Genomic DNA, 25,833 nt, shown 5'->3' with positions numbered 1-25,833 from the left:
CGACAGCTGTATGCTTTATGTAGAGCCGAGCAGCCGCGTCGTTACAACTGGATCCAGGTAGCCTTGATCTCGCTGTACTTGTCGAACGCATGCAGAGACTTGTCACGGCCGTTGCCGGACTGCTTGTAGCCGCCGAACGGTGCGGTCATGTCCCCGCCGTCCCAGCCATTCACCCATACACTACCGGCGCGCAGCTGGCGCGCGACCCGATGGGCGCGACCCAGGTCACGCGTCCACAGTCCGGCGGCCAGGCCGTAGCGGCTGTCATTGGCCACGCGCACCGCTTCGGCCTCGTCCTCGAAACCGAGCACGGCCAACACCGGCCCGAACACTTCCTCGCGTGCCAATGCCTGCTCCGGCCGCACCTGGTCGAACACGGTGGGCTGCACGTAGCAACCACCCGCCTCGACCTCGGCACGATGGCCTCCCAGCAACAGCCGGGCACCCTCGCCTTCGGCCCGCGCGATGTCGGCCAGCACCTTGTCCACGTGCGCGGCATCGACCAGCGCGCCCATCGGTGCATCGGGCTCCAGTGGATGACGCGACTGCATGTGCTGGCCATAAGCAATCACCTGGTGCACGAAATCCTCGCGGATCGAGCGTTGCACCAGCAGCCGCGAACCGGCGGTACAGACTTCGCCCTGGTTGAAGAAGATGCCCTGCGCCACGCCCTTCGCCGCTGCATCGAGGTCGGGCGCGTCGGCGAACACCACGTGCGGGCTCTTGCCGCCGCATTCCAGCCAGACCCGCTTGAGATTGGACCGGCCTGAGTACTCCAGCAGCTTGGCGCCAGTGGCAGTGGAGCCGGTGAACGCCAGCACGTCCACGTCCATGTGCAGGGCCAGCGGTTCGCCGACGCGCGCACCCTGGCCCGGCAGCACGTTCAGCACACCCTCGGGCAGGCCCGCTTCGGCGGCCAGCGCCGCCAGCCGCAGCGCACTCAGCGGCGACCGCTCGGAAGGCTTGAGCACGACCGAGTTGCCCATCGCCAGTGCCGGCGCGATCTTCCAGCAGGCCATCAGCAGCGGGAAATTCCACGGCACGATGGCGGCCACCACGCCGGCAGCCTCGCGCGTGACCAGGCCCAGCTCGTGCGGGCCGGTGGGCGCGATTTCGCCATACAGCTTGTCCACGGCTTCGGCGGTCCAGGTCAGGCAGCGCACCACGCCGGGCAAGTCGATACGGCGGGCGTCACGCACCGGCTTGCCCATGTCCAGGGTTTCCAGCAGGGCCAGTTCATCGGCGTGCGTTTCCACCAATGCCGCCAGCGCCAGCAGCACGCGCTTGCGATGCGCCGGGCTCGCCTGCGACCAGTGGCCCACCTCGAAGCTGCGCCGCGCGGCGAGTACCGCGCGTTCGACATCCTGCGCGTCGCAGTCGGCGACCGCGCCCAGCACGCGACCGTCGATCGGGCTGATGCAGTCGAAGCGGGCGCCGCTGGCGGCATCGACATAGCGGCCGTCGATGAAGGCCTGGCCCGGCATCGACAGCTGGAGGACCAGCGCCTGCCAATGGCTGCGGTCGGGGAAATCGGCCATGGGAAGCTCCAACATTCAACGAGCCTTGGTTATACCGGGGCCGCCGCGACTCCGCCGTGACGCAGCTGCGCTACATTCATCGCATCGGACCCGATGGAGCTGGCATGAAGCGTCCCGAAAGCGACCTGCACGACCTGGCCACCCAGCGCCCCGAGTCACTGGACGCGTACTGGATGCCGTTCACCGCCAACCGCCAGTACAAGGCCGCGCCGCGCATGCTGGTACGCGCCGAAGGCATGCACTACGAGGACGTCGACGGCCGCCAGATCCTCGACGGCACCGCCGGCCTGTGGTGCTGCAACGCCGGCCACGCGCGGCCGCACATCGTCAACGCCATCGTCGAGCAGGCGCGCACCCTGGATTACTCGCCCGCGTTCCAGATGGGGTCGCCACCGGCCTTTGCGCTGGCACAGCGGCTGGCGACATTGGCGCCGCCTCCGCTCAACCATGTGTTCTTCACCAGTTCCGGCTCCGAGGCGGTGGATACCGCGATGAAGATCGTGCTGGCCTACCACCGCCAGCGCGGCGAGGGCCAGCGCACCCGTTTCATCAGCCGCGAGAAGGCTTACCACGGGGTGGGCTTCGGCGGCATGGCGCTGGGTGGGCTGCCCAACAACCGCAAAGCGTTCGGCCTGCAGCTGGGTGGTGTGGACTACCTGCGGCACACCCTGGACCTGCCGCGCAATGCGTTCAGCAAGGGCCTGCCGCGCCAGGGCGCGGAGCTGGCCGACGACCTGGAACGGCTGATCGCCCTGCACGATGCCTCGACCATCGCGGCGGTGTTCGTTGAACCCATCGCCGGATCTGCCGGGGTGATCCTGCCCGCGCCGGGCTACCTGCAGCGCCTGCGCGAGCTCTGCGACCACCACGGCATCCTGCTGGTGTTCGACGAGGTCATCACCGGTTTCGGCCGGGTCGGCATGCCCTTCGCCGCGCAGCGCTTCGGGGTCACTCCGGACCTGCTGACCTTCGCCAAGGCGGTCAGCAACGGCGCGGTGCCACTGGGCGGCGTGCTGGTCAGCGATGCCGTGCATGCGGCCCTGATGCAGGCGCCGCCGCAGGCCATCGAGCTGTTCCATGGCTACACCAACTCTGGCCATCCACTGGCCTGCGCGGCGGCGCTGGCCACGCTGGACGTCTACGCGGAAGAACGCCTGTTCGAGCGTGCCATCGAGCTGGGCGAGTACTGGCAGGAGCGGCTGCATGCCCTGCAGGCCCTGCCCAACGTGATCGATATCCGCAACTTCGGGCTGGTCGGTGCGGTCGAACTGGCGCCGCGCCGGGATGCGCCGGGCAGCCGCGGCTACGAGGTGTTCCGGCGCTGCTTCCACGACGGACGGCTGCTGGTGCGCTGTACCGGCGACATCATTGCGCTGTCGCCGCCGCTGATCGTGGACAAGGCGCAGATCGACCAGATCACCGGCACCCTGGGCGAGATGATCCGGGCCACCGCCTGAGCCCGGGCCGGCGGCGTCGAGCGGGTACAATGGTCGGTTCCGCTCCTGCTCGTTGCCGTGCCCATGGATATCGTCGTCAAAGAAGAACTCAAGGCCTACATCGACCCGCTGACCGCGGACGAACATGACGCGCTGGAGCGCAGCATCCTGGCCGAGGGCTGCCGCGATGCGCTGGTGCTGTGGGGTGATGTGCTGGTCGATGGCCACAACCGTTTCGGCATCTGCCAGAAGCATGGCCTGCCCTTCAATACCGTGCAGAACACCCGCTTCCAGAGCATGGAAGACGTGCACCTGTGGATGATCGAGCAGCACCTGGGCCGCCGGAGCGTGTCCGACTTCCAGCGCGGCGTGCTGGCGCTGCGCAAGCGTGACATCCTGGCCGCCCGCAAGCACGTCGAGCAGGCCCAGCTGCAGCGCGAGAGCGACGGCACCGCCGAGGCGGTCGAGGAGACCGGTGAGGACAGCCCGCCGTGGGAACCGGCGCCGAAGATCAGCCGTGCCGAGTTGGCGCGCGAGGCCAAGCTGAGCACCAGCCAGGTCGGCATGATCGAACGCATCCACGCCCAGGCCGCGGCCGAGGTAGTGGAAGCGGTGAAGGCCGGCGTGATCTCGATCAGCGCCGCCGCTGCCGTGGCGGACCTGCCCGAAGACGAACAGCGCGCCGCTGCCGCTGGTGGCAAGGACGAGCTGAAGCAGGCCGCCAAGCGCGTGCGCGAGTCCAAGCGCAAGCCGCGCGCACCGAAGCCGGAAGCAGCCGAGATGGACTTCGAGGAAGCGGACGAGGAGCAGATCGCCAGCCGCGACGCCGAGGTGCTGTCGGCACTGGAGCAGCTTGGCGAGGATGCCCCGGCGCTGCGCCGCCGCGTGGTCGCGCTGACCCGCGAGAACGACACCCTGCGCGCACAGCTGGCCGCGCTGCGCAAGCAGCTCGAAGCGCTCTGAAGCAACGGGTAGTGCCGGCCGCTGGCCGGCAACCCCATGAACGTACCGGGTGCGTTGCGGATGCCGGCCAGCGGCCGGCACTACCAGATGCTCATGCCGTGCCGGTTAGACTTCCGCCATGACGCCTGCCAACGATCCGCGCCGCGCACAGCTGCGGCGCCTGAAAGCCCTCGCGCTGGGCCTGCTGCTGTTGATGCTGGCCGGTTTCGCGGTCAGCCACTGGCAGGGCGAGCGCGGCATCTGGGCGTGGGTTTCGGCCTTCTGCGAAGCAGCAGCCGTAGGCGCACTGGCCGACTGGTTCGCGGTCGTTGCCCTGTTCCGGCGGCCGATGGGCCTGCCGATCCCGCATACGGCAATCATCCCGCGCAGCAAGGAACGCATCGGCGACAGCCTCGCCCTGTTCGTGCGCGACCAGTTCCTGGAGCCGCAGGTGCTGCTGGCCAAGCTGCAGGTGTTCGATCCGGCCAGCCGCCTCGGCAGTTGGCTGGCCGATCCGGCGCGCTCGCGGATGCTGGCCGACATGGCCCGCGGCTGGGCGCTGCAGGCGCTGGACTTCTTCGACGAAGCCGCCGTGCGCCGGCAGCTCCATGCGTTCGTGGTGCAGCAGCTGCGGCAGTGGAATGCCGCCTCAACCGCCGGTGAGCTGCTGGCCCTGCTGACCGCCGATGGCCGCCACCAGCGCGTGCTGGACGAGGGCCTGCAGCGCCTGGGCCGCTGGCTGGAGCAGCCGGAAGTGAAGGAGCGCGCCTCGCAGCTGATCGTGCGCTACATCCAGCGCGAATGGCCGACATTGTCGAGCACGGTGAACTGGGTCAAGCCGATCGACGAGATCGGCGACAGCCTGGCCGAGCGACTGGCGCGTGCGGTGCTGGAAGAACTGCAGCAGGTGCTGGCCGAGCCGCAGCATCCATTGCGCCAGGACTACGAGAGCTGGCTGCAGAACTACGTGCAGCGCCTGCGCGAGGACCCGGCCCTGGCCGAACGCGTCGAACAGCTCAAGCAGGAAATGATCGATCACCCGGCCCTGCAGGACTACGTGCAGGGTCTGTGGGCGCGCATCCACGCCAGCCTGCGCAGCGACCTGCAGCGCGAAGACTCGGCGCTGGTCGGCCACCTGCAGCGCAGCCTCGCCTCGCTGGGCAGCAGCCTGCAGGCCGACCCGGCCCTGCGCGAGGCGCTCAACCAGCATCTACTGGAGGGCGCACAGCGCCTCACCGGCCGCCTGCGCGAAGGCGTGACCGCGCACATCGCGCAGACCGTAAAGAGCTGGGACGAGCGGCATCTGGTCGAACAGCTGGAACTGAGCGTGGGCCGCGACCTGCAGTTCATCCGCTTCAACGGCACCCTGGTGGGCGGCCTGATCGGCCTGCTGCTGCACGCAGCGACGGTGGTGTTCAGGTTCTAGGCGCCCGTGCGGTAGTCGATCCCCGCCCTGCGCAAAGGCCGGAATTCATCACGCTTGATTAACGAAATGCGAATGCCTATCATTTGCCGATCGGTTGTACGCTTAGCCAAGCGGGGCACGGAAGCACGCACCCACCCGCCCCTTCGCCCGTGTACATCCCCCGACTACCGGGTCGCCCGCACTACACGGGTGGCGCACCGTCGATGGGACTCGCTGGGCGACGTGCGCGGAGCGCACGGCTGCTGCGTCTGCGCATTCCATCGCCTGTTTCGTCCTGCATGGAATCGCACCGATGGCAATGCCGCTGAACCACCCTCGTCCCACTCTGCTGGCCCTGGCCGTGACCGCACTGATGATCGCCCCGCTGGCCCACGCCGACGGCACTGCCGATCCTTCCGCGCGCACGCTGGATACGGTCCAGGTCACCGCTGACGGCGATATCGTCGACAGCTATACGGTCAAGCGTGCCAGCACGGCCACCAAGCTCGGCCTGTCGCTGCGCCAGACGCCGCAGTCGATGACCGTGGTCACCCGCCAGCGCCTGGACGACATGGGCCTGTTCTCGCTGTCCGATGTGATGGGCCAGGTCACCGGCGTGGCGGTATCGGTCACCGACAGCGAGCGCATCAACTACGTCTCGCGCGGCTACAACATCACCAATTTCCAGGTCGATGGGATGCTCAACACCTTCGGTGGGTACATCAAGACCAACACCGACAGCGTGATCTATGACCGCATCGAAGTGGTGCGCGGCGCAACCGGCCTGACCACCGGTGCCGGCGATCCGTCCGGCACCATCAACTTCGTGCGCAAGCGTCCTACCGACAGCTTCCAGATGAGCGCCAACCTGACCCTCGGGCGTTGGGGCAACCAGCGCCTGGAAGCCGACCTCGGTGGCCCGGTTGCGCTCGACGGCCGCATCCGCGCGCGCGTGGTGGCGGCCAAACAGCAGAGCGACTCGTTCCGCGATGTCTACAAACTGGACAAGGACGTGTTCTACGGCATCGTCCAGGCCGACATTACCGACACGACCCTGCTCGAGGCCGGCTACGAATACCAGTCGCCGCGCACCACAGGCGTGACCTGGGGCGTGGTGCCGTACTGGGGGTCCGATGGCCAGCCCGCCAACCTGCCGCGCTCGACCAACCTGTCCGCCCGCTGGAGCAGTTGGCCGATCATCGAAAAGAGCGCATTCGCACGCCTTGAGCAGCAGTTGGGCAACGGCTGGACCGCTAAAGCCGCCTATACCCGCTCCAAGCGCGAAACCGACGGTGCGGTGTGGTACGGGGCCTCCGGCTACCCGAATGCCGATGGCAGCGGCATCAGCGCCTTCGTCGGCAGCTTCGGCGAGAACGGCGACATGCAGGTATTCGACTTCAACGTTGGCGGTCCGTTCCGGCTGTTCGGCCGCGAACATGAGCTGGTGCTCGGTTTCGGCCAATCGGTGCGCAAGGGTGACGTGCCTGCCACCGACACCGCTGCCTACCCGGACAGCTACACCCGTGTACCGGATTGGCACCGCTGGAACGGCGACGTCGCGCCGCTGCAGGTCACCCGCCTGGGCTATCTGGCTTCTGAAGACGAACTGCGCCAGCGCGCGGCCTATCTGGCGACGCGCCTGCAGCTGGCCGATCCGTTGACCGCGGTGCTCGGCGCGCGCTACGGCAGCTGGGAAACGCGCACCTGGAACTACACCCATGACGCCGCCGGTCGCCTGACCGATACGCGTCGCGGCGGCTACAAGCCGGACGACTCGCTCACTCCGTACGCCGGCTTCATCTACGACTTCAACCGCTACTTCAGCGGCTACGTCAGCTACACCGACATCTTCCAGCCGCAGAACTACCGTGACCGGGACAACAACTACCTCGAACCGGTGGTCGGTGACATGTGGGAGGCCGGCGTCAAGGCCGAGTTCTTCGACGGTCTGCTGAATGCTTCCGCGGCCGTGTTCAAGGGCCAGAAGGACAACGTTGCCGAGCTCGACGACTCGGTGCCGGAAAACTCGCTGCCGGGTGGGGTCAGTGCCTACCGCTCCACCGGCAAGGGCAACAAGGTCAAGGGCTGGGAGATCGAAGCACAAGGCAGCCTTGGTGAGAACTGGAACCTGGCGGCCGGCTTCACCCACACCGTCAGCCGCAATGCGCAGGGCGTGCGCCAGAACACCGTCATCCCGGTCGATCTGTTCCGCCTCAACGCCAGCTGGCGACCGGGCGGCGCTGAAGGCCGCTTCTGGCTGGGCGGAGGCGCCACCTGGCAGAGCGGTATCTGGAGCCTGAGCAACAAGCCGCGTGCGGATTTCCTGACCAGCGGCAAGCGCGACCGCGTGGCAATCGAACAGGGCGACATCTACCTGCTCAACCTGTCGGCGGGCTATCGCTTCAACGAGAACTTCACCGCGCAGGTAAACGTGAACAACCTGCTGGACAAGAAGTATTACAACCGCGTCGGTTTCTATGACGGCGTGTTCTGGGGCGAACCACGCAATGTCACCGTGACGCTGCGCTGGAAGCTCTGACCCTCGATGGATGGCACCGGTTCTGCGACCGGTGCCCGGCCACGGATGGCCAACCCCGGCGCGCTGCGGTGCGCCGGTTCCTTTTCACTGAAACCTGCAGGAATGCCGTGGACCGCTCGCCCGCAACCGCCAGCCCCCGCACCTTCTTCTCCAACCCGCGCTGGGGCGTGCTGTCACGCTCGCTGGCGGCGATCTTCGGCGGCTACGCGCTGGCCGCGGTGACCAGCGTGTTCTGCGCGGTGGTCCTGCCCGGCGCACGTGGCCAGACCGTGCTGACCGGCATGCTGCTGGCCATTCTGGTGGCCGCCTGTGCGGCGCTGTGGGCGTTCGCCACCCGCAGCGCGCTGCGTGCGTGGGTCGGCATCCTCGCCCCCACCCTGCTGATGGCAGCCATCGCGCGCATGCTGGGGGCCTGGGCATGAAGAATGGATTCCGCCAGTCGATGGCCTGGCTGCACACCTGGACCGGCCTGCTGGTCGGCTGGTTGCTCCTGCTGATCTTCATGGCCGGCACGGCCAGTTACTACCGCGAGGAAATCAGCCGCTGGATGCGTCCTGAGCTGCCCTCCACCAACGTCAGCATCGACGTCGCCGCGCAGCGTGCCGTGGATTACCTGCAGGCCAATGCCGCGCAGGCCGAGAACTGGTTCGTAACGTTGCCGCAGCCGCGCAACCCCGCCATGCAGATGTTCTGGCGGCTGCCGCCGGAGCTGGCCGACCCCAGCCGTGGCCGTCGCGGTGGCTTCGGCGACGCAACACTGGACCCGAACACCGGGCAGGCACTGAAGGCCCGCGAGACCCGAGGCGGTGATTTCTTCTACCGCCTGCATTTCGACCTGCACTACATCCCGGTGCTGTGGGCGCGCTACCTGGTCGGCTTCTGCGCGATGTTCATGCTGGTGGCAATCATCACCGGCGTCATCACCCACAAGAAAATCTTCAAGGACTTCTTCACCTTCCGCAAGGACAAGGGCCTGCGGTCCTGGCTCGATTTCCACAACGTCAGCGCGGTGATGGCCCTGCCCTACCACGCGATGATCACCTACACCGGCATCGTCACCCTGATGATCATGTACCTGCCGTGGGGGGTGAAAGTCGCCTACCCACAGGACGAGGACAAGTTCTTCAGCGAAGCCTTCGGCGGCATGCCGGAGGTGACTGCACCTGCCGAAGGCCACGTCACGCCGCTGCCGATCGCGCAGCTGCTGGACAGCGCGCGTGCACACTGGCACGGCGTGGAAGTGGCCGGTTTCACTGTGTCCAATCCGGGCGCCGCCAATGCGGTGATCGACATCCGCCAGCGTGACGGCAAGCGCCTGTCCACCGACACCCCGGCCGTGCGCTACGACATGGTCAACGGCACGCTGCTGGAAGAGACGCCGCCGTCCGGCGGCGCCACCGCTACCCGTGGTGTGCTGTACGGCCTGCATCTGGCGCGCTTCGCCGACTGGGGCCTGCGTGCGCTGTTCTTCCTGTCCGGCCTGGTCGGCTGCCTGATGGTCGCCAGCGGCGTGGTGCTGTGGGCGGTGAAGGAACGACCCAAGCACGCCAAGAGTGGCCGCATCGGCTTCGGCCTGCGCCTGGTCGACGCGTTGAACATCGGCACCGTCGCCGGCCTGCCGATCGCGTTCGCCGCGTACTTCTGGGGCAATCGCCTGCTGCCGCTGGACATCGCCGAACGCTCCACTGCCGAGGCCAACACGTTCTTCTATGCCTGGGGTGCGGCATTACTGGCCGCCTTCATCTGGCCCAAGCGGATGATGTGGGCATGGCAGCTGTACCTGGGCGCGGCCGCGTTCGCGCTGGTGCCGGTGGTCAATGCACTGACCACGCATGCGCACCTGGGCAACACCCTGCGCAACGGCGACTGGGTGCTGGCCGGCTTTGACCTGTCGATGATCGCCTTCGGTGCGATGCTGGCGTTGTGCGGTTGGCGCATGCAGCGCTGGACGCCGCCGCTGTCTGCGGCCGAGAAGAAGAAGCGTGCCGCGGCGGCGGCGCCCAAGGCCCCGGTGGACGCTGCGGAAACCGCCGAAGCGGAGGCCAGCGCATGATGTTGCTGGCGTTGACCCTGTCGTTCTCTGCGTTCACCGCGTTGTCGCTGGCGATGGAGAAACACCAGCATGACCTGCATGGCAAGGCCGCGGCCGCGCCGGCACGTCGCACGCAATGGCGGGTGCTGGGTTGGGTGCTACTGACGGTAGCGTTTGCACTGTGCGTGGTCGACCACGGCTGGGCAATGGGCCCGGTACTGTGGCTGGGCGTGATGACCGTGGGCGGCGTGGTGTTGTCGTTCGGGTTGTATCCGTACCGGCCGAAGTGGATCGCACCACTGGCCCTGGCACTGCCCGTGATCGGGCTGCTGGTGGCGTTGGTGTAGCAGAGCCACCGGGGCCGGATCCCTTGCGCGCAGCGCAAGGGATCTGACCCCTGGTACGTAGATCCGGATGGGGTCAGAGCCCCTTCGCTTCGCGCAGGGGGATCCGCCCCCGGGCGTCGGCTTACCCCAACCGCTTCAGTTCCCACGCACGGTGGATGCGCGCGTTGCGCTCGAAATCCGGGCCGATGGTGCGCGCGGTGATTTCGCGGCACTGGGCAAATTCGGCGATGGCGTTCTCTTCCAGCTTGAAGCGGCGGAAGTTGTTGGAGAAATACAGCACGCCACCCGGCGCCAGTCGCGCCACTGCTGCGCGCAGCAGTTTCAGCTGCTCGCGCTGCACGTCGAAGTCGTCGGCACGCGCGGAGTTGGAGAACGTCGGCGGGTCACAGAAGATCACGTCGTACTGCCCGCGGTCACCTTCCAGCCATGCCATCGCATCGGCCTGCACCAGCAGGTGCTGGTTGCCACCCTGCCCGTTCAACGCCAGGTTGTCGTAGCACCACTGCAGGTAAGTCGCCGAAAGATCGACGCTGGTGGTACTGGCCGCACCGGCCACGGCGGCCTGCACGCTGGCCACGCCGGTATAGCAGAACAGGTTGAGGAAACGCTTGCCACGCGCCTGCTCGGCCATCATCCGGCGCAGCGGGCGATGGTCGAGGAACAGGCCGGTATCAAGGTAGTCGAACAGGTTCACCTGCAGCAGCGCATTGTTCTCGCGCACCACGATGAATTCATCACGCTGTTCGAAACGGCCGTACTTGCTGCCACCCTTGCCGCGCTCACGCGACTTCATCGACACCTGCTCCGGCGGCACGCCGAACACTTCCCGTGCAGCGGCCAGCAGTTCGTTGCGGCGACGACGCACGTCGTTCTCTGGAATCGCGGCCGGCGCGGCATATTCCTGCACGTGCAGGAAGGTGCGGCGCTGACCACCGTCTTCTTCGTAGACATCGATGGCCGCCGCATATTCGGGCAGGTCGGCATCGTAGGCACGGAAGCAGGTGATGTCCTCCCGGGCGCGCCAGCTCTTGAACTTCTTCAGGTTCTTGCGCAGGCGGTTGGCCACCATCTGCGCGCCTTCGCTCAGCTCACGCGGCTGAGCCGGGTCGCGTCCGGGCACGGCGATCGGGTCGCAGATGATCAGCGCGCATTCCAGCGCACCGTTGAACATCTGGTACTTCTTGCCCGCACGCAGGCCAGTGGCAAAGGCCAGCTCGTCGTTGCCGCACAGCAGGCTCGCACGCCACTGCGGCACCGCCTTCTGCAGCGCGTTGCCCAGCGCACGGTACAGCGCCGGATCGGCGGCCAGGCGCTCGTCGTACGGCGGATTGCAGACTACCGCGCCAATTTCCTGCTCCGGCGCAGCCAGGTCGGCTACGTCTGCGCGAGTGAAACGGATGGCGTGGGCGACGCCGGCAACTTCAGCGTTCTCGCGCGCCGCCTGGATCGCGGTCGGGTCGATGTCGCTACCGTGGATGACCGGCTTCAGCGCGGCGAGGCCAGCTGCTTCGCGGTCACGTGCCTCGCTCTGGATGGTCTTCCAGGCGGCCTTGTCGAAGCCCAGCCAGCGGCTCGGCGGCAGGCTGCCGTGGCGCATCAGGCCGGGCGCAACGTCGGCGGCCATCAGCGCACCTTCGATCAGCAGCGTGCCGCTGCCGCACATCGGGTCCAGCAGGCCACCACCGGCGGCGTGCAGGCGCGGCCACTGCGCACGCAGCAGCAGCGCGGCAGCCAGGTTTTCCTTCAGCGGCGCCTCGTGGGCGGCACCTCGCCAGCCACGGCGGTGCAGCGAGCCGCCGCCGAGGTCGATCGACAGCGAGGCACGGCCCTTGCGCAGTGACAGGTTCACGCGCACGTCCGGCAGGTCGGTGTTGACCGAAGGGCGCTCGAGGCCTTCGTCACGCATGCGGTCGACAATGGCGTCCTTGATCCGCTGCGCAGCGAAGCGCGCATGGGTGATCTTGTCGCCGGACACGTGCGCATCCACCGCCAGGGTCATTTCCGGCTTGATGTGCTCGTGCCACGGCAGGGCGCGCACGCCGTCGTACAGGGCCTGCTCGTCCGGGCACTCGAACGCATCGATCGGCCACAGCACACGACTGGCCAGGCGCGACCACATCACGATCCGCAGCGCCTGCTCCAGTTCGCCCTCGGCGTTGACGCCGGCAATGGTAGCAGTGGCCTTTTCCAGGCCCAGGGCCGACAGCTCATCGGCAAGCAGGTATTCCAGGCCCTTGGCGCAGGAGACAAAAAATTTCACGGGATCGGTTCACAGGTGGTCAGGCACGGCAGGAAGCCGGGCCATTCAAGAGGGAGGGCCGTGGACACGGCCGGCAGGCCCGCGCCGGGGGCGGCGGGGCTGCCATTGTAGTCAATGCGGGCGGGCGCGCCGTGCGCCCGGGCTTCACAGCTGGCGCAACAGGCGCTCGAAGGCCTGCGCAGAGGCCTCCACATGCCGTTCCAGGCGGTGGCCGTCGTCGACCAGCAGCAGCTGCGCCGAACGCGCCTGGGCCCAGGCAATCACGCCTGCGGCCGGCACCACCTCGTCATGCCAGGCCTGCACCACCGTGGTCGGCACCGGCGCGGCGTCCAGCGCCGGCATCGGGCCCATGGTGGTCGGCGGCACCATCAGGAACAGGCCGGCCACCGGCACCTGCAACGAGGCGATGGCGGAGATATAGGCGCCCAGGCTGGAGCCGGCCAGCACCACCGGACCCTGCTGGGCGGCGATGGCGGTGCGTTCGACCAGGCGGCGCAGGCGGGTCGGCACGTCGCCCACCCGGCTGACCTCGCTCATCGCGTCCAGGTCGGTGTAGTCCGGGCGCTCATGGGTCCAGCCCAGGCGCTGCGCCACGTCGGCCAGCGCGGTGACCTTGGTCGCCTCCGGGCCGCTCTCGAAACCGTGGGACAGGATGCAATGGCCGCGGCTCATGCGCGCGCTCCAGGCGAGCGGGCCAACGAGGAAAGGAAAGGCAGGTTCATGCCGCAATGCTAGCATCGCCAGATGCCCAACCCGCTCCTGCCCGGCCTGCAGCTGCAGCCCCTGCCCTACCAAGACCGCCTGCCGCTGCGCGACCCGGCCACGCTGGAGATGGTGGTGATCCACTGCACCGAGCTGCCCGATCTGGCGATGGCCCGCGAGTACGGCGAGCGCGTGCTGTACGACAGCGGCGCCGGCAACAGCGGTCACTTCTACATCGACCGCGATGGCAGCGTGGTGCAGTACGTGGCACCGGAACGCGTGGCCCACCACGTGCGCGGCATGAACGCACACACGCTGGGCATCGAGCTGGTCAATACCGGCCGCTACCCGCACTGGTTCGACAGCCGCCAGCAGGCGATGGACGAGGCCTACACCGAGGCGCAGCTGCAGGCGCTGGAGCAGCTGCTGCTGGCGCTGGTAGCGCGCTACCCGTCGCTGCGGCGGATTGCCGGGCACGACCAGCTGGACCTGGAGCAGGTGCCGGCCAGCGATGACCCGGCGCTGATGGTGGCGCGCAAGCGCGACCCGGGGCCGTTGTTCCCGTGGGCACGGATTCTGGCGAAGGTGCCGCTGCAGGGGTTGGAGTAAGCAGCAGGGCTGCGCCCTGCACCTGCAGAGGCAACGTCAACGTCAAACGCTGGCATTGCGTGGGATGGCGAGGTGCGTCCGGTTGCGAGGGACGCCGTAAACCCATCCATGGGGGCTTGGTCGCGGCATCCATGCCGCGGACACCCTCGCAACCGGACCCACCCCGCCTTCGACAGATCTCCGCGATCTGCCGGATACCCGGGGTCGGATCCCGTTGCTACGCAACGGGCTCTGACCCCAATCTGCATTCGATGGGGTCGGTCGATGGGGGCACAACCGTTTCCGCTGGGAAACTGATCCGACCCCGCGCGGCTCAGGCGCCGGTCGCGACCGGGCGGCTGCTGTCGCTCACCCATCCGCTCCAGGAATCGGCATAGATGCGTGCGCCGGACAGACCGGCCGCTTCCATCGCCAGCAACAGGTGGCAGGCGGTCACGCCGGAGCCGCACATCAGCACCACCTGCTGCGGATCGCGGTTACCGATCACGCCCTGCAGTTCGGCACGCAGTTCCTGTGCATCGCGCAGGTGGCCGTCGACTACGTTCAGCGCAAACGGACGGTTGACCGCACCGGGCACATGGCCGGCGACCGGATCCAGCGGCTCCACTTCACCACGGAAGCGTTCGCCCGCGCGTGCGTCGACCAGCCAACCCGGCGCATGCTTCAAACGGGCGGTGATTTCGTCGGCATTGGCGATCTGAGCAGTGTCGAAACGGCCCGGGTAAGCCGGCAGCGCCGTTACTTCGCCCTGGCCGGTTGCCAACGCATGACCTGCGGCCTGCCAGGCGGCGATGCCACCGTCGAGCACGGCCACCTTGTCGTGCCCGATCAGGCGCAGCAGCCACCACAGACGCGAGGCGGCCATGCTGCCGTCGCTGCCGTCGTAGACCACCACCTGTGTGTCGGGACCGATACCCCATCGACCCAGCGTCGCGGCAAAGGCATCGCTGTCCGGCAACGGATGGCGGCCGTGGCCGACGCGCCCCAGATCGGACAGATCGCGGTTGAGATCGGCATACACCGCGCCCGGAACATGCCCCGCAAGGTACTGGCCGCTGCCGGCCTGCGGATCGGCCAGCGAGGAACGCGCATCGACCACGCGCACTGCCGTGCTGGCGGTGGCACGCGCGTCGACCACGCGTACGTCCTCGCCCAGGGCAGCGGCCAGGGTGGCGACATCGACCAGGGTGGTCCACGGCGGATCGATCGGCTTCATTGCACTTGCTCCAGGCGGCGACGCAGGTTGTACAGGATGGCCGCGGTCGCCCCCCAGATACGCTGGCCCGGCCAGCCGTATTCGAGGACGTGGCGGACGCGGCCGCGATGATTGATTTCGACCTGGCGCAGGTTGTCGGCGGCCATCAGGTAGTCCAGCGGCACCTCGAACACCTCGGCCACTTCGCTGGGTTGCGGCACCGGCACGAAATCCGGATCGACCACCGCCACCACCGGGGTGACCCGGTAGCCGGTGATGGTCACGAACGGATCGAGATAGCCCAATGCCTGCACCTGGCCAGGTGCCAACGCGATCTCTTCCTGGCTCTCGCGCAGTGCGGCCGCCAGTGCGTCGCGGTCATCGGGTTCGGTACGACCACCGGGGAATCCAACCTGGCCACCATGCGTGCGCAGGGTTTCGGTGCGGCGGGTGAGGATCACCTGTGCACCGTTGGCGCGCGGCACGATACCGGCCAGCACCGCCGCTTCCACTGGCGGTCCCGGCGGCAGCAGGTCGATCAGTTCGCTGCGGTTCCAGCCATCGCCCGCGGGGGGATCGGCCAGCGGATGCAGCGCGCGCATCAGACGGTGATGGTCGGCCAGTGAGCCGCGCAGGGATTGCTGGAGTTTTTCGCGCAATGGCTGCACGCGATGCAGGATGCGACTGCGTTCGTCGTTGCTCATCGACGACCACCGTGCGATTTCATCGAGATGCCGCCCGCAGCCGGTGCACTGCCGGTCTGGATCCAGCTTGCACACGCCGATGCAGGGACTTGCGACAACACGCGCCGTTTCTTCCATTGTTTGCACCCGGCAACAGTAGCGCGATTAGGCTGGATTTGCGCGGGGTGAAGATGCGGCGCGCGGCACGCTGGCTGCGAGGTGGAGCGTGAACGGTAGAGTCGACTGTCAGTCGACTATCGCGCGTAGCGCAGGGATTTCCCCAGGCTGGCCGCAGAGCAGTCAACTGACAGTCGACTCTGCAACCGCGCGCAAACAAAAACGCGCCGGTGAAATCACCGGCGCGTTGATGTTGACGCTGTTTGTTACTTGACGCTGACCAGCTTGATCTCGAACTGCACAGCCACGTTCGGCGGGAACGGGGTGCGCGGGTCGGCACCGTAGGCCTGGTCCGGCGGCAGGGTGACTTCCCACTTCGAGCCTGCCGGCATCTGCAGCAGGGTCTCGCGCATGGCCTTCATTTCGACTTCGCTGACCTTGATCGACGGGATCTGCTGGGCCGGGCGGGCTTCGGTCGGGCGCTGGCCGTACGGGAACGGACCGGCCACTTCCAGCTGCACGGTGCTGGCCTGGGTCGGCTTGGCACCCTTGCCGGCTTCGACCACGCGGTACTGGACGCCGCTCGGCAGGGACTGCACGCCGGCCTTGGCCTTGTTCGCCGCGATGAACTGGTCGCTCTTGGTCTTGTTTTCGGCAGCAGCCTTTTCGTACTCGGCCTTGGCAGCCTGGGCACGGCCCTGCTCGCGCTTCTGGAACGCTTCAACGGCCGGCTTCAGCTGCTCGGCGGTGATGGCCGGCTGCTTCTTGGCGTAGGCGTCCTGCAGGCCCTTCACCACCGAATTGATGTCCAGCTGCTCACCGCGACCGGTCAGCTCCGCCAGGTTGTTGCCGTAGTCGTAACCGAAGTAATAACTCAGCTTGCCCTTCTCGGACGCGATGTCCTGGGCGAAGGCATTGCCCGTCAGGGCCAGGGCCGCGACGGCGACCGCGATAGAACGCAACTTCATCAAACAGTTCTCCAGGGGTGGTAACTCAGGGACGTTCTGCGCCGCCCTGAGGCGACGGGTTAGGATAACGGGCGCAACGTGTAACCGCTACTCACGATGCAGGCTATGACCCGTCTGCGTTTGCAGAGTTCAATATCACTATTTTTTAACGTTTCTGGAGTTTCCCCGTGGCAGATGCCCTGATCGCTGTCGCCGACGACGGCGCCATCCGCACCGTGACCGTCCAGCGCCCGGACAAGCTCAACGCCCTGAACGCCGCGACCCTGCAGGCCCTGGCCGAGGCGTTCAGCGCCGCCGCCGCCGACCCGGAGGTGCGCGTGGTGGTGCTGACCGGTGCCGGCCCGAAGGCCTTCGTGGCGGGCGCCGACATCGCCGAAATGAACACACTCAGTGCGGTTCAGGGACGTGATTTCTCGCTGCTGGGCCAGGCGCTGATGCGCCAGATCGAACGCATGCCCAAGCCGGTCATCGCCCGTGTGAACGGCTTTGCGCTGGGCGGCGGGCTGGAACTGGCGATGGCCTGCCACCTGCGCATCGCCGCCGATAGCGCCAAGGTCGGCCAACCGGAAATCAACCTTGGCCTGATTCCCGGCTTTGGTGGCAGCCAGCGCCTGCTGCGCCTGTGCGGCCGCGCCGCCACCCTGGAACTGTGCCTGCTGGGTGCTCCGATCAACGCGGCGCGTGCGCTGGAACTGGGCATCGTCAACGAGGTGGTCCCCGCCGCCGAACTGGACAATCGCGTGCAGGACGTCGCCCGCCAGTTGGCGCGCTCGGCGCCGCTGGCCCTGCGCGGCCTGCTTGATGCCGTGCACGTTGGTGGCGAATGCAGCCTGGAAGCGGGGCTGGAGTACGAAAGCGCGCAGTTCGGCCTGCTGTTCGCCACCGAGGACATGCGCGAAGGAACCAGCGCGTTCCTGCAGCGCCGCCCGCCGGCCTTCCAGAACCGCTGACGCCATGGCATCCCGACCCAACCCCGCGCAACTGTTCGCCCGGGTCCAGGCAGACGATCTCGATGGCGCCCTGCAGGCCGGCCTGATGGACTATGTGGCCCGTACCGGCGACGAACAGCTGGTACCCGGCCACCCGGAGCTTCCACAACGCCTGCACCAGGCCCAGCAGCAGCTGCAGAACGCCTGGGCCGCACGCGAACGCTACCGCACCCGTGCCGTGCGTCTGGCGCGGCGTGAGGCCGAACGCGACGCAAGGCGCACGCCCGCCACGGCACCGGATATGAAGCCCGCACTGCCCGCCGCAGCGGCCGCGATTCTCGCCCGGGCCAAGGCCCGCGCCACCGGCAAGGAACAGTAATGGCCGCGAAGAAGACCGCGCGCGCACCTGCGCGCCGTGGCAGCGTGATGCCGCGCGCCGACGTGGTGGAAATGTTCACCCGGCTGCGCGAACTCAATCCGCACCCGAAGACCGAGCTGGAATACAGCTCGCCGTTCGAACTGCTGGTGGCGGTCGCGCTGTCGGCGCAGGCCACCGACGTGGGCGTCAACAAGGCCACGCGCCGCCTGTTCCCGGTGGCCAATACCCCGGCAAAGATCCTCGCACTTGGCGAGGACGGACTGAAGCAGTACATCGCCACCATCGGTCTGTTCAATGCCAAGGCAAAGAACGTGATCGCCACCTGCGCGATCCTGCTGGAGAAGCACGGCGGTGAAGTTCCGCGCGATCGCGATGAACTGGAAGCGCTGCCGGGCGTGGGCCGCAAGACCGCCAACGTGGTGCTCAACACTGCGTTCGGTGAGCCGGTGATGGCGGTGGACACGCATATATTCCGCGTCTCCAACCGCACCGGCCTGGCACCTGGCAAGAATGTGCGCGAAGTGGAAGACAAACTGGTGAAGGCCATTCCGGCCGAGTTCCTGCTCGACGCGCATCACTGGCTGATCCTGCACGGACGTTATGTATGCAAGGCGCGCAAGCCGGATTGCCCGGGCTGCGTGATCGCCGACCTGTGCCGGTTCAAGGAAAAGACCACGGCCGAGGCGTGACCGCGTTCGTGGTGTGACAAAACAAAGACGGCGGGCACAAGGCCCGCCGTCTTCGTTTGCAGACAAGGTGCTTCAGGTGATCAGAACGACAGGTCGCCCCAGACGCCGAATTCCTTGGTCTTGTCGTTCTTCTTGTCGCCGGCGTTGGCCAGGTGCGTGTACTTGTACACAGTCGACAGCTTGAGGTTCTTCATGACCGGGAACTCGACACCGACGTTCCAGTACTTGTCGCTCAGGGTCGGGTCCAGGGTCTTGCTGACGTCGGTGTCATCGTAACGACCGAACACGTTGATGCCGCCGTCGGTGACGCGCACGCTGCCCCACACCGACCAGCCGCTGGTCTTGTCGGTAGCAACGGTCATCACGTTGTTGAGGTTCTTGGCCTGGAAGTACTCGCCACCGACGCGGAAGTCGCTGCTGGCGTAGGCGACCATCGCATTGGCGCGGGTGTAGGTGTTCTCGGCGCTCTGGATGTCGGTTTCCTTGCCCAGCTTGCCGCTGTAGCCACCGACGGCAACCACGAAGTTCTCGTTCGGGGTATAGGCCGCACGACCTTCCACGTCCATGCCCTTGCTGCGGGTCGGGTTCTTGTAGCCGGCGCCGGACACGACCGAGACCGCGTAGTTGAAGTTGTTGCCCAGGTTGCCGAAGCCATGCAGGCCCCAGTCGGACGAGTTGCCGTACTTCAGGCGATCGGTCAGGGTGTTCTCGACATAACGCATGCCGTAGAACTTCTCGACGTACGGGATCCACGGCATGTCGGCGGCACCGACGCGCAGGTTGAAGGCCGGGTCGAAGCTGCCCTGCACGTAGGCCTTCTTGACGAACAGTTCGGTGTTGCCGATGGCCGAGCTGTACTGGAAGTCGGTGGTCAGGTTGGCCGACCAGATGTCGTTGAACTTGTGGTCGACGGTCAGGTAGAAGCGCTTGACGTCCAGACCGGTGCCGCTGGCGGCGGTGTCCTTGCCGTTGCTGGTCTTGTCGATGTTGGTCAGGTCGAAGAACATGCGACCGCCGATCTTGTTGTCATTGACCAGCTTGGCCAGCTTGTCGACGCTGGTCTGGGTCTTCTGTGCACCTTCCAGAGCCTGGGCCTGGGTGATGTTCACTTCGGACTGCGCATCGGACTGTGCCTGCAGCGCCTGCGAATCGTTCTGCAACTGCTGGACCTGGGCCTGCAGGGCAGCGATCTGCGCCTGCAGCTGCTGCAGCTGTGCCTGGGATACGCCCGTGCTGGCGGGAGCTGCGAAGGCGTCGGCGGAAACCAGACCGAGGCTTGCAACGACCGCGGCGGCGAGCAAATGGGAACGCATTTTGGATTTCTCCAGAGGGTTGGAATGGCTTGGGCAGAACGCCACGCCGGCAGGCCGGTCAAGCGTTTTGCGAACATTCCGTTAAAACCATGACAGCCGAATGACAACCTGAGCACCAACCACAGATTTCTTCGTGCGGTCATGCGCACGACTCATTTGCCGCCACATCCTTGTCGATCCCTTGCGGCATATGGCGTCACGTATCAGCGTTCATGCGCGGACCTGTCGCTGCGGGACCTTCACCGGCACCGCTGGTTTCGCGTGGATGACGCAGCATCACTGCGGAATGCCAGGCCGCGACGGCATTGACGACCACTCCGGACAGGCCATCAGCGACATATAGAGCGTGATCGCAACCGGGCCACGCCCGTCTCCGGCGCATCGGTCATCACGTTGCCAGCGGTACGCAGAACCTTCACACCCCTGCTGTGCGGGCGCCGGACAACGCTGTAACGGTTGCGTCATACAACGGTCCCTGCGCTGTCATCGAACCGTTATGGAATGTGCGCCGGGCGGGTAACCCCGCATCCCAATCAACCCAGGAGCCACCCCGTGATCCACGCCTTCAAGTCGCGCGTTGCCGTTGCCGTCTTCGCAGCGTCGTCCGTGTTCGCCGCCAACGCCGCTGAAATCACCGGTGCGGGCGCCTCGTTCATCTACCCGGTGATGTCGAAGTGGTCGGCCGACTACAACGCCGCCACCAGCAACAAGGTCAACTACCAGTCGATCGGCTCCGGTGGTGGTATCGCCCAGATCAAGGCCAAGACCGTTGATTTCGGCTCCTCCGACGCCCCGCTGAAGCCGGAAGAACTGGCCGCTGCGGGCCTGGCCCAGTTCCCGTCGGTGATCGGCGGCGTGGTGCCGGTGGTCAACGTTGCCGGCATCGCTCCGGGCGCGCTGAAGCTGGACGGCACCGTGCTGGCAAACATCTTCCTGGGCAAGATCAAGACCTGGAACGACCCGGCCATCGCTGCGCTGAACCCGGGCGTGACCCTGCCGAGCGCCAAGATCACCGTCGTGCACCGTTCGGATGGTTCGGGCACCACCTTCAACTTCGTCAACTACCTGTCCAAGGTCAGCCCGGAGTGGAAGACCTCGGTCGGTGAAGGCACCTCGGTCCAGTGGCCGGCCGGCATCGGTGGCAAGGGCAACGAAGGCGTTGCTGCCTACGTGAAGCAGATCAAGGGCGGCATCGGCTATGTCGAACTGTCCTACGCACTGCAGAACAAGCTGTCGTACACCGCCATGAAGAACGCTGCCGGCACGTTCGTGCAGCCGAGCGACGCCTCGTTCGCCGCCGCCGCTGCCAGCGCCGACTGGGCCAGCGCGAAGGACTTCTACCTGGTGATGACCAACGCGCCAGGCGCCGAGTCCTGGCCGATCACCGCCACCAACTTCATCCTGGTGCACAAGAAGCCGAAGAACCCTGCCAACGGCAAGGCCACCCAGGAGTTCTTCCGCTGGGTCTACAAGAGCGGCGACGCCCAGGCCCGCCAGCTGGACTACGTGCCGCTGCCGGACAGCCTGGTGCGCCAGATCGAGACCTACTGGACGCAGAACCTGAAGTAAGCGCGTTCCCCCGCAGGAATGGGATCGGCGGGCCCTCTCTCCCCCGCCGATCCCACCCGGGCGCGAGATCCTCGAGATCTCGCGCTCTTCTTGTTTTTTGGGGTTGGTCGTGAAAGGCGCTGCGCTGTCGCTGGTCCGTAGTTGAGTCGGTGCGCAGATCCGGGGTCTCCGGGCCCCTGCCGGGTCGGAGCCAGCCCTGTGAAACCCTTGTCGGAACGTGATCGAGGACACCTCTGTCATGGTCGTAATACGGCTGTAACAAAAACATCATTTCATAGCCGCATCCGCCGACGCCGTCGGCTCTACCCCGCTATGGAGTGACCATGAAACTGCACTCGGCCGGCCTCGCCGCCCTTTCCCTGGCCATTGCCCTGGGCCTGTCGGCCTGCGGTGGCGACAAGCAGGCCGCGCAGCAGCCGGCTGCCGACGGTGCCGCCGCCCCGGCCGCTGCCGGTGCCAAGGTGACCGCCGAAGTGTCCGGTGCCGGCGCTTCCTTCATCTTCCCGCTGGTTTCCAAGTGGTCGGCTGACTACAACGCCAGCACCGGTGCCAAGATCAACTATCAGTCGATCGGCTCCGGTGGCGGCATCGCCCAGATCAAGGCCGGCACGGTCGACTTCGGTTCCTCCGACAAGCCGCTGAGCAGCGAAGAGCTGGCCCAGGCCGGCCTGGCGCAGTTCCCGTCCGCCATCGGCGGCGTGGTCCCGGTGGTCAATATCGAAGGCCTGGAAGGCGGCAAGCTGCGCCTGAGCGGCGCCCTGCTGGCCGACATCTTCCTGGGCAAGGTCAAGACCTGGAACGACCCGGCCATCGTCGCCGCCAACCCGGGCGTGAAGCTGCCGGACGGCAAGATCACCCTGGTCCACCGTTCGGACGGTTCGGGCACCACCTTCAACTTCTCCAACTACCTGTCCAAGGTCAGCCCGGAGTGGAAGACCAAGGTCGGCGAAGGCACCTCGGTGCAGTGGCCGGACGGCGTCGGTGGCAAGGGCAATGAAGGCGTCGCCTCGTACGTGAAGCAGATCAAGGGTTCGATCGGCTACGTCGAACTGGCCTACGCGCTGCAGAACGGCATGCCGTACACCGCCATGCAGAACGCCGCCGGCAACTGGGTCGAGCCGAGCGCGGAAACCTTCGCCGCTGCGGCCGCCAGCGCCGACTGGGCCAGCGCCAAGGACTTCAACCTGGTCATCACCAACGCCCCGGGCGAGCAGGCGTGGCCGATCACCGCCACCAACTTCATGCTGATGCAGAAGCAGCCGAAGGATGCCAAGCGCAACCAGGACACCCTGGCCTTCTTCAAGTGGGCCTTCGAGAACGGCCAGGCCCAGGCCAACGAGCTGCACTACGTGCCGCTGCCGGCCGACCTGGTCAAGCAGATCGAGGCCTACTGGGCGACCGACCTGAAGTGATGGACATGACGGTGCCCGCCCTGCGCGGGCACCGCCTCTGCCACGCCGTGCCGCCCCGCCCCTTCCTGGCCCCGCCGTCCCCATGAATGCCATCGCCCAGCCTGTAGCCGCCCCGTCCACGCGTGATGCGCGTGATGCCCGCAACGACAAACTGTTCCGATGGGTGCTGGTCGGCACCGTCATCTTCGTCCTCATCGCCCTGGCCTGCGCCGCGCTGTCGATGCTGTGGGGCGGCCGCCATGCCCTGCAGATGCAGGGCCTGAGCTTCTTCTTCTCTGCCGACTGGAATCCGGTCGAAAACAAGTTCGGTGCCCTCGCACCGATCTACGGCACCCTGGTCACCGCCGCCATCGCGATGGTCATCGCCGTGCCGGTCAGCTTCGGCATCGCCTTCTTCCTCACCGAAGTCGCGCCGCGCTGGCTGCGGGGCCCGGTCGGTACCGCCATCGAACTGCTGGCCGGTATTCCCTCGATCATCTACGGCATGTGGGGCCTGTTCGTGCTGGTGCCGGTGATGACCGAGTACGTCACTCCGTTCCTCAACGAGACCCTGGGCGAATGGCCGATCATCGGTCCCATGTTCCAGGGCCCGCCGCTGGGCATCGGCATGCTCACCGCCGGTTTCGTGCTGGCCATCATGGTCATTCCGTTCATCTCCTCGGTGATGCGCGAAGTGTTCCTGACCGTGCCGACCCGCCTGAAGGAATCGGCCTATGCGCTGGGTTCCACCAAGTGGGAAGTGAGCTGGGACATCGTGCTGCCCTACACCCGCTCGGCGGTGATCGGCGGCATCTTCCTCGGCCTCGGCCGTGCCCTGGGCGAGACCATGGCGGTGGCCTTCGTGATCGGCAACAGCGTGCGCCTGTCGCCGTCGCTGCTGGAACCGGGCACCACCATCGCCGCGCTGATCGCCAATGATTTCGGCGAAGCCACTGAAACCTACCGCTCGGCCCTGCTGCTGCTCGGCTTCGTCCTCTTCATCGTCACCTTCGTGGTGCTGGCCATCGCCCGCCTGATGCTGATGCGCCTGTCCCGCAAGGAGGGCAACTGATGTCCAGCACCGCTGATTCGCTGTACCTGCGCCGCCGCATCGGCAATGTCATCGCCATTGCCGCGTCCTGCGCCACCGCCCTGTTCGGCCTGTTCTTCCTGGGCTGGATCCTGTTCACCCTGGCCTCCAAGGGCCTGGCCGGCATCAACCTGGATCTGTTCACCAAGATGACGCCACCGCCGATGCAGGAAGGCGGTCTCGCCAACGCCTTCTTCGGCAGCGCGGTGATGTGTGCGCTGGCAATCGGCATCGGCACCCCGCTGGGCGTGCTGGCTGGCACCTGGCTGGCCGAATACGGCAACGCCCGCAAGGCCGGCACCGTGGTCCGCTTCGTCAACGACATCCTGCTGTCGGCGCCGTCGATCGTACTCGGCCTGTTCGTCTACACGCTGTACGTGATGCAGACCGGCGGCAACTTCTCGGCATTCGCCGGTGCGCTGTCGCTGGCCTTCATCGTGCTGCCGGTGGTGGTGCGCACCACCGACGAGATGCTGCGCCTGGTGCCCTCGCAGATGCGTGAAGCGGCGCTGTCGCTGGGTATCCCGCAGTGGAAGGTGATCGTGCAGGTGCTGTACCGCAGTGCCTCGGCCGGCATCATCACCGGCATCCTGCTGGCACTCGCCCGCATCTCCGGCGAGACCGCACCGCTGCTGTTCACTGCCTTCGGCAACCAGTACTGGAACAACAACATCTTCCAGCCGATGGCCTCGGTGCCGGTGGTGATGAACCAGTTCGCCGGCAGCCCGTATGAATCCTGGCAGGTCCTGGCCTGGGCCGGTGCCCTGGTGCTGACTGTCTTCGTGTTGCTGGTCAGCCTTGCCGCCCGCGGCATCCTGCTGCGCAACCGTATCTCCCATGACTGACCTTTCCGTGGATAACGCCATGAACGACCTTTCCAACGCCGTGCCGATGCAGCGCATCGCCGTGCCGTCCTCGCACGAGAGCCTGCACACGCCGTCGCCGGTGAAGCTGGCTGCGCGTGGACTGGACTTCTACTACGACAAGTTCCATGCCCTGAAGGGCATCAACCTGGAGATTCCGGAAAAGCGCGTGACCGCGCTGATCGGTCCCTCCGGCTGCGGCAAGTCGACCCTGCTGCGCATCTTCAACCGCATCTACGCGCTGTACCCGAAGCTGGAAGCGCGTGGTGAAGTGCTGCTGGACGGCGAGAACATCCTGTCGCCGAAGTACCCGATGAACCGCCTGCGCAGCAAGGTGGGCATGGTGTTCCAGAAGCCGGTGCCGTTCCCGATGACCATCTTCGAGAACGTGGCCTACGGCATCCGCCACCACGAGAAGCTGAGCAAGGCCGACATGGCCGACCGCGTCGAGCAGGCGCTGCGCCAGGGCGCGCTGTGGGACGAAGTGAAGGACAAGCTGGGGCAGAGCGCACTGGGCCTGTCCGGTGGCCAGCAGCAGCGTCTGTGCATCGCCCGTGCGGTGGCCCTGCGCCCGTCGGTGCTGCTGCTGGACGAGCCAACCTCGGCGCTGGACCCGATCTCCACCAGCCGCATCGAGCAGCTGGTGGAAGAGCTCAAGCACGAGTACACGATCGTGATCGTCACCCACAACATGCAGCAGGCCGCGCGCGTGTCCGACTACACGGCCTTCATGTACCTGGGCGACCTGATCGAGCACGACCGCACCGAAGTGATCTTCTCGCAGCCGTCGCAGCGGCAGACCGAGGATTACATCACCGGTCGCTTCGGCTGAAACGT

At 66.7% G+C, this 25,833-nt stretch carries 23 protein-coding genes; 16 read left to right on the top strand and 7 right to left on the bottom strand.

Features of this window, described 5'->3' with window-relative positions; translation table 11 throughout:
* Nucleotides 1–41: 41 nt before the first annotated feature.
* Nucleotides 42–1,538, bottom strand: a complete 1,497-nt coding sequence (locus AC13GA_RS05495; RefSeq protein WP_482997664.1) for an aldehyde dehydrogenase — start codon at nucleotides 1,536–1,538, stop codon at nucleotides 42–44.
* 104 nt (nucleotides 1,539–1,642) lie between these two features.
* Here AC13GA_RS05495 and aptA point away from each other — a divergent pair, with 104 nt between their 5' ends.
* From aptA to AC13GA_RS05460, 7 genes are all read left to right on the top strand, one after another.
* Complete coding sequence (gene aptA, locus AC13GA_RS05490; RefSeq protein ID WP_426353895.1) at nucleotides 1,643–2,995, top strand: omega-aminotransferase AptA; 1,353 nt, start codon at nucleotides 1,643–1,645, stop codon at nucleotides 2,993–2,995.
* Between the two features lie 63 nt (nucleotides 2,996–3,058).
* Nucleotides 3,059–3,937, top strand: a complete 879-nt coding sequence (locus tag AC13GA_RS05485; protein WP_046984954.1) for a plasmid replication/partition related protein — start codon at nucleotides 3,059–3,061, stop codon at nucleotides 3,935–3,937.
* 118 nt (nucleotides 3,938–4,055) lie between these two features.
* The gene (locus AC13GA_RS05480) at nucleotides 4,056–5,342 is read left to right on the top strand and encodes a DUF445 domain-containing protein (RefSeq protein WP_136638794.1); all 1,287 of its coding nucleotides are present in this window, start codon (nucleotides 4,056–4,058) and stop codon (nucleotides 5,340–5,342) included.
* A 292-nt stretch (nucleotides 5,343–5,634) separates the two neighbouring features.
* Nucleotides 5,635–7,860 (top strand): TonB-dependent siderophore receptor, encoded by a 2,226-nt coding sequence (locus tag AC13GA_RS05475; protein WP_426353898.1) that lies wholly within the window; start codon nucleotides 5,635–5,637, stop codon nucleotides 7,858–7,860.
* A gap of 107 nt (nucleotides 7,861–7,967) precedes the next feature.
* The gene (locus AC13GA_RS05470; RefSeq protein ID WP_482997663.1) at nucleotides 7,968–8,282 is read left to right on the top strand and encodes a DUF3649 domain-containing protein; all 315 of its coding nucleotides are present in this window, start codon (nucleotides 7,968–7,970) and stop codon (nucleotides 8,280–8,282) included.
* Nucleotides 8,279–9,913: a PepSY-associated TM helix domain-containing protein gene (locus AC13GA_RS05465; RefSeq protein WP_482997662.1), complete on the top strand. Its 1,635-nt coding sequence runs from the start codon at nucleotides 8,279–8,281 to the stop codon at nucleotides 9,911–9,913. Before AC13GA_RS05470 ends, AC13GA_RS05465 begins: the two co-directional genes overlap by 4 nt.
* The gene (locus AC13GA_RS05460) at nucleotides 9,910–10,239 is read left to right on the top strand and encodes a DUF3325 domain-containing protein (protein WP_253077617.1); all 330 of its coding nucleotides are present in this window, start codon (nucleotides 9,910–9,912) and stop codon (nucleotides 10,237–10,239) included. Before AC13GA_RS05465 ends, AC13GA_RS05460 begins: the two co-directional genes overlap by 4 nt.
* A gap of 121 nt (nucleotides 10,240–10,360) precedes the next feature.
* On the opposite strand, the gene rlmKL is transcribed toward AC13GA_RS05460, so the two are convergent.
* Nucleotides 10,361–12,499: a bifunctional 23S rRNA (guanine(2069)-N(7))-methyltransferase RlmK/23S rRNA (guanine(2445)-N(2))-methyltransferase RlmL gene (gene rlmKL / locus AC13GA_RS05455; RefSeq protein ID WP_046984948.1), complete on the bottom strand. Its 2,139-nt coding sequence runs from the start codon at nucleotides 12,497–12,499 to the stop codon at nucleotides 10,361–10,363.
* 144 nt (nucleotides 12,500–12,643) lie between these two features.
* Nucleotides 12,644–13,171 (bottom strand): alpha/beta hydrolase, encoded by a 528-nt coding sequence (locus AC13GA_RS05450; protein ID WP_100434353.1) that lies wholly within the window; start codon nucleotides 13,169–13,171, stop codon nucleotides 12,644–12,646.
* Between the two features lie 72 nt (nucleotides 13,172–13,243).
* Between AC13GA_RS05450 and AC13GA_RS05445 the strand changes: the two genes are divergently transcribed.
* Nucleotides 13,244–13,810: an N-acetylmuramoyl-L-alanine amidase gene (locus AC13GA_RS05445; protein WP_046984946.1), complete on the top strand. Its 567-nt coding sequence runs from the start codon at nucleotides 13,244–13,246 to the stop codon at nucleotides 13,808–13,810.
* A 313-nt stretch (nucleotides 13,811–14,123) separates the two neighbouring features.
* On the opposite strand, the gene AC13GA_RS05440 is transcribed toward AC13GA_RS05445, so the two are convergent.
* The 3 genes from AC13GA_RS05440 to AC13GA_RS05430 form a co-directional block, all read right to left on the bottom strand.
* The gene (locus AC13GA_RS05440; RefSeq protein WP_253077619.1) at nucleotides 14,124–15,026 is read right to left on the bottom strand and encodes a sulfurtransferase; all 903 of its coding nucleotides are present in this window, start codon (nucleotides 15,024–15,026) and stop codon (nucleotides 14,124–14,126) included.
* Nucleotides 15,023–15,826: a CoA pyrophosphatase gene (locus AC13GA_RS05435; protein WP_430766358.1), complete on the bottom strand. Its 804-nt coding sequence runs from the start codon at nucleotides 15,824–15,826 to the stop codon at nucleotides 15,023–15,025. The genes AC13GA_RS05440 and AC13GA_RS05435 overlap by 4 nt, the downstream gene beginning before the upstream one ends.
* 245 nt (nucleotides 15,827–16,071) lie before the next feature.
* Complete coding sequence (locus AC13GA_RS05430) at nucleotides 16,072–16,773, bottom strand: FKBP-type peptidyl-prolyl cis-trans isomerase (RefSeq protein WP_004151465.1); 702 nt, start codon at nucleotides 16,771–16,773, stop codon at nucleotides 16,072–16,074.
* A gap of 167 nt (nucleotides 16,774–16,940) precedes the next feature.
* Between AC13GA_RS05430 and AC13GA_RS05425 the strand changes: the two genes are divergently transcribed.
* The 3 genes from AC13GA_RS05425 to nth are packed head-to-tail and all read left to right on the top strand — an operon-like array spanning nucleotide 16,941 to nucleotide 18,770.
* Nucleotides 16,941–17,723, top strand: coding sequence for an enoyl-CoA hydratase/isomerase family protein (locus tag AC13GA_RS05425; protein WP_046984943.1), 783 nt, complete (start codon nucleotides 16,941–16,943; stop codon nucleotides 17,721–17,723).
* 4 nt (nucleotides 17,724–17,727) lie between these two features.
* On the top strand, nucleotides 17,728–18,081 hold the full coding sequence (locus tag AC13GA_RS05420) for a hypothetical protein (RefSeq protein WP_447781054.1): 354 nt from the start codon (nucleotides 17,728–17,730) through the stop codon (nucleotides 18,079–18,081).
* Nucleotides 18,081–18,770 (top strand): endonuclease III, encoded by a 690-nt coding sequence (nth, locus tag AC13GA_RS05415; protein ID WP_447781053.1) that lies wholly within the window; start codon nucleotides 18,081–18,083, stop codon nucleotides 18,768–18,770. Before AC13GA_RS05420 ends, nth begins: the two co-directional genes overlap by 1 nt.
* Before the next feature lie 80 nt (nucleotides 18,771–18,850).
* On the opposite strand, the gene AC13GA_RS05410 is transcribed toward nth, so the two are convergent.
* Nucleotides 18,851–20,083 (bottom strand): porin, encoded by a 1,233-nt coding sequence (locus tag AC13GA_RS05410; protein ID WP_004151438.1) that lies wholly within the window; start codon nucleotides 20,081–20,083, stop codon nucleotides 18,851–18,853.
* Between the two features lie 552 nt (nucleotides 20,084–20,635).
* Here AC13GA_RS05410 and pstS (AC13GA_RS05405) point away from each other — a divergent pair.
* The 5 genes from pstS (AC13GA_RS05405) (at nucleotide 20,636) to pstB (ending at nucleotide 25,828) form a co-directional block, all read left to right on the top strand.
* Nucleotides 20,636–21,652, top strand: a complete 1,017-nt coding sequence (gene pstS / locus AC13GA_RS05405; protein WP_482997661.1) for a phosphate ABC transporter substrate-binding protein PstS — start codon at nucleotides 20,636–20,638, stop codon at nucleotides 21,650–21,652.
* Nucleotides 21,653–21,975: 323 nt separating this feature from the next.
* Nucleotides 21,976–23,064, top strand: a complete 1,089-nt coding sequence (gene pstS, locus AC13GA_RS05400) for a phosphate ABC transporter substrate-binding protein PstS (RefSeq protein ID WP_065722382.1) — start codon at nucleotides 21,976–21,978, stop codon at nucleotides 23,062–23,064.
* 82 nt (nucleotides 23,065–23,146) lie between these two features.
* Nucleotides 23,147–24,115, top strand: a complete 969-nt coding sequence (gene pstC, locus AC13GA_RS05395; RefSeq protein ID WP_012510550.1) for a phosphate ABC transporter permease subunit PstC — start codon at nucleotides 23,147–23,149, stop codon at nucleotides 24,113–24,115.
* Complete coding sequence (gene pstA / locus AC13GA_RS05390; RefSeq protein ID WP_004151398.1) at nucleotides 24,115–24,978, top strand: phosphate ABC transporter permease PstA; 864 nt, start codon at nucleotides 24,115–24,117, stop codon at nucleotides 24,976–24,978. Before pstC ends, pstA begins: the two co-directional genes overlap by 1 nt.
* Before the next feature lie 19 nt (nucleotides 24,979–24,997).
* Nucleotides 24,998–25,828 carry a phosphate ABC transporter ATP-binding protein PstB gene (pstB, locus tag AC13GA_RS05385; RefSeq protein WP_005408788.1) on the top strand — a complete coding sequence of 277 codons (831 nt, stop codon included), beginning with the start codon at nucleotides 24,998–25,000 and terminating at the stop codon, nucleotides 25,826–25,828.
* Nucleotides 25,829–25,833 lie beyond the last annotated feature (5 nt).

It is taken from the genome of Stenotrophomonas sp. 22DLJC03, from assembly GCF_056861405.1.
Note: the sequence above shows the minus strand (reverse complement) of the source record. Positions and strands in the feature narration are given on the sequence as shown.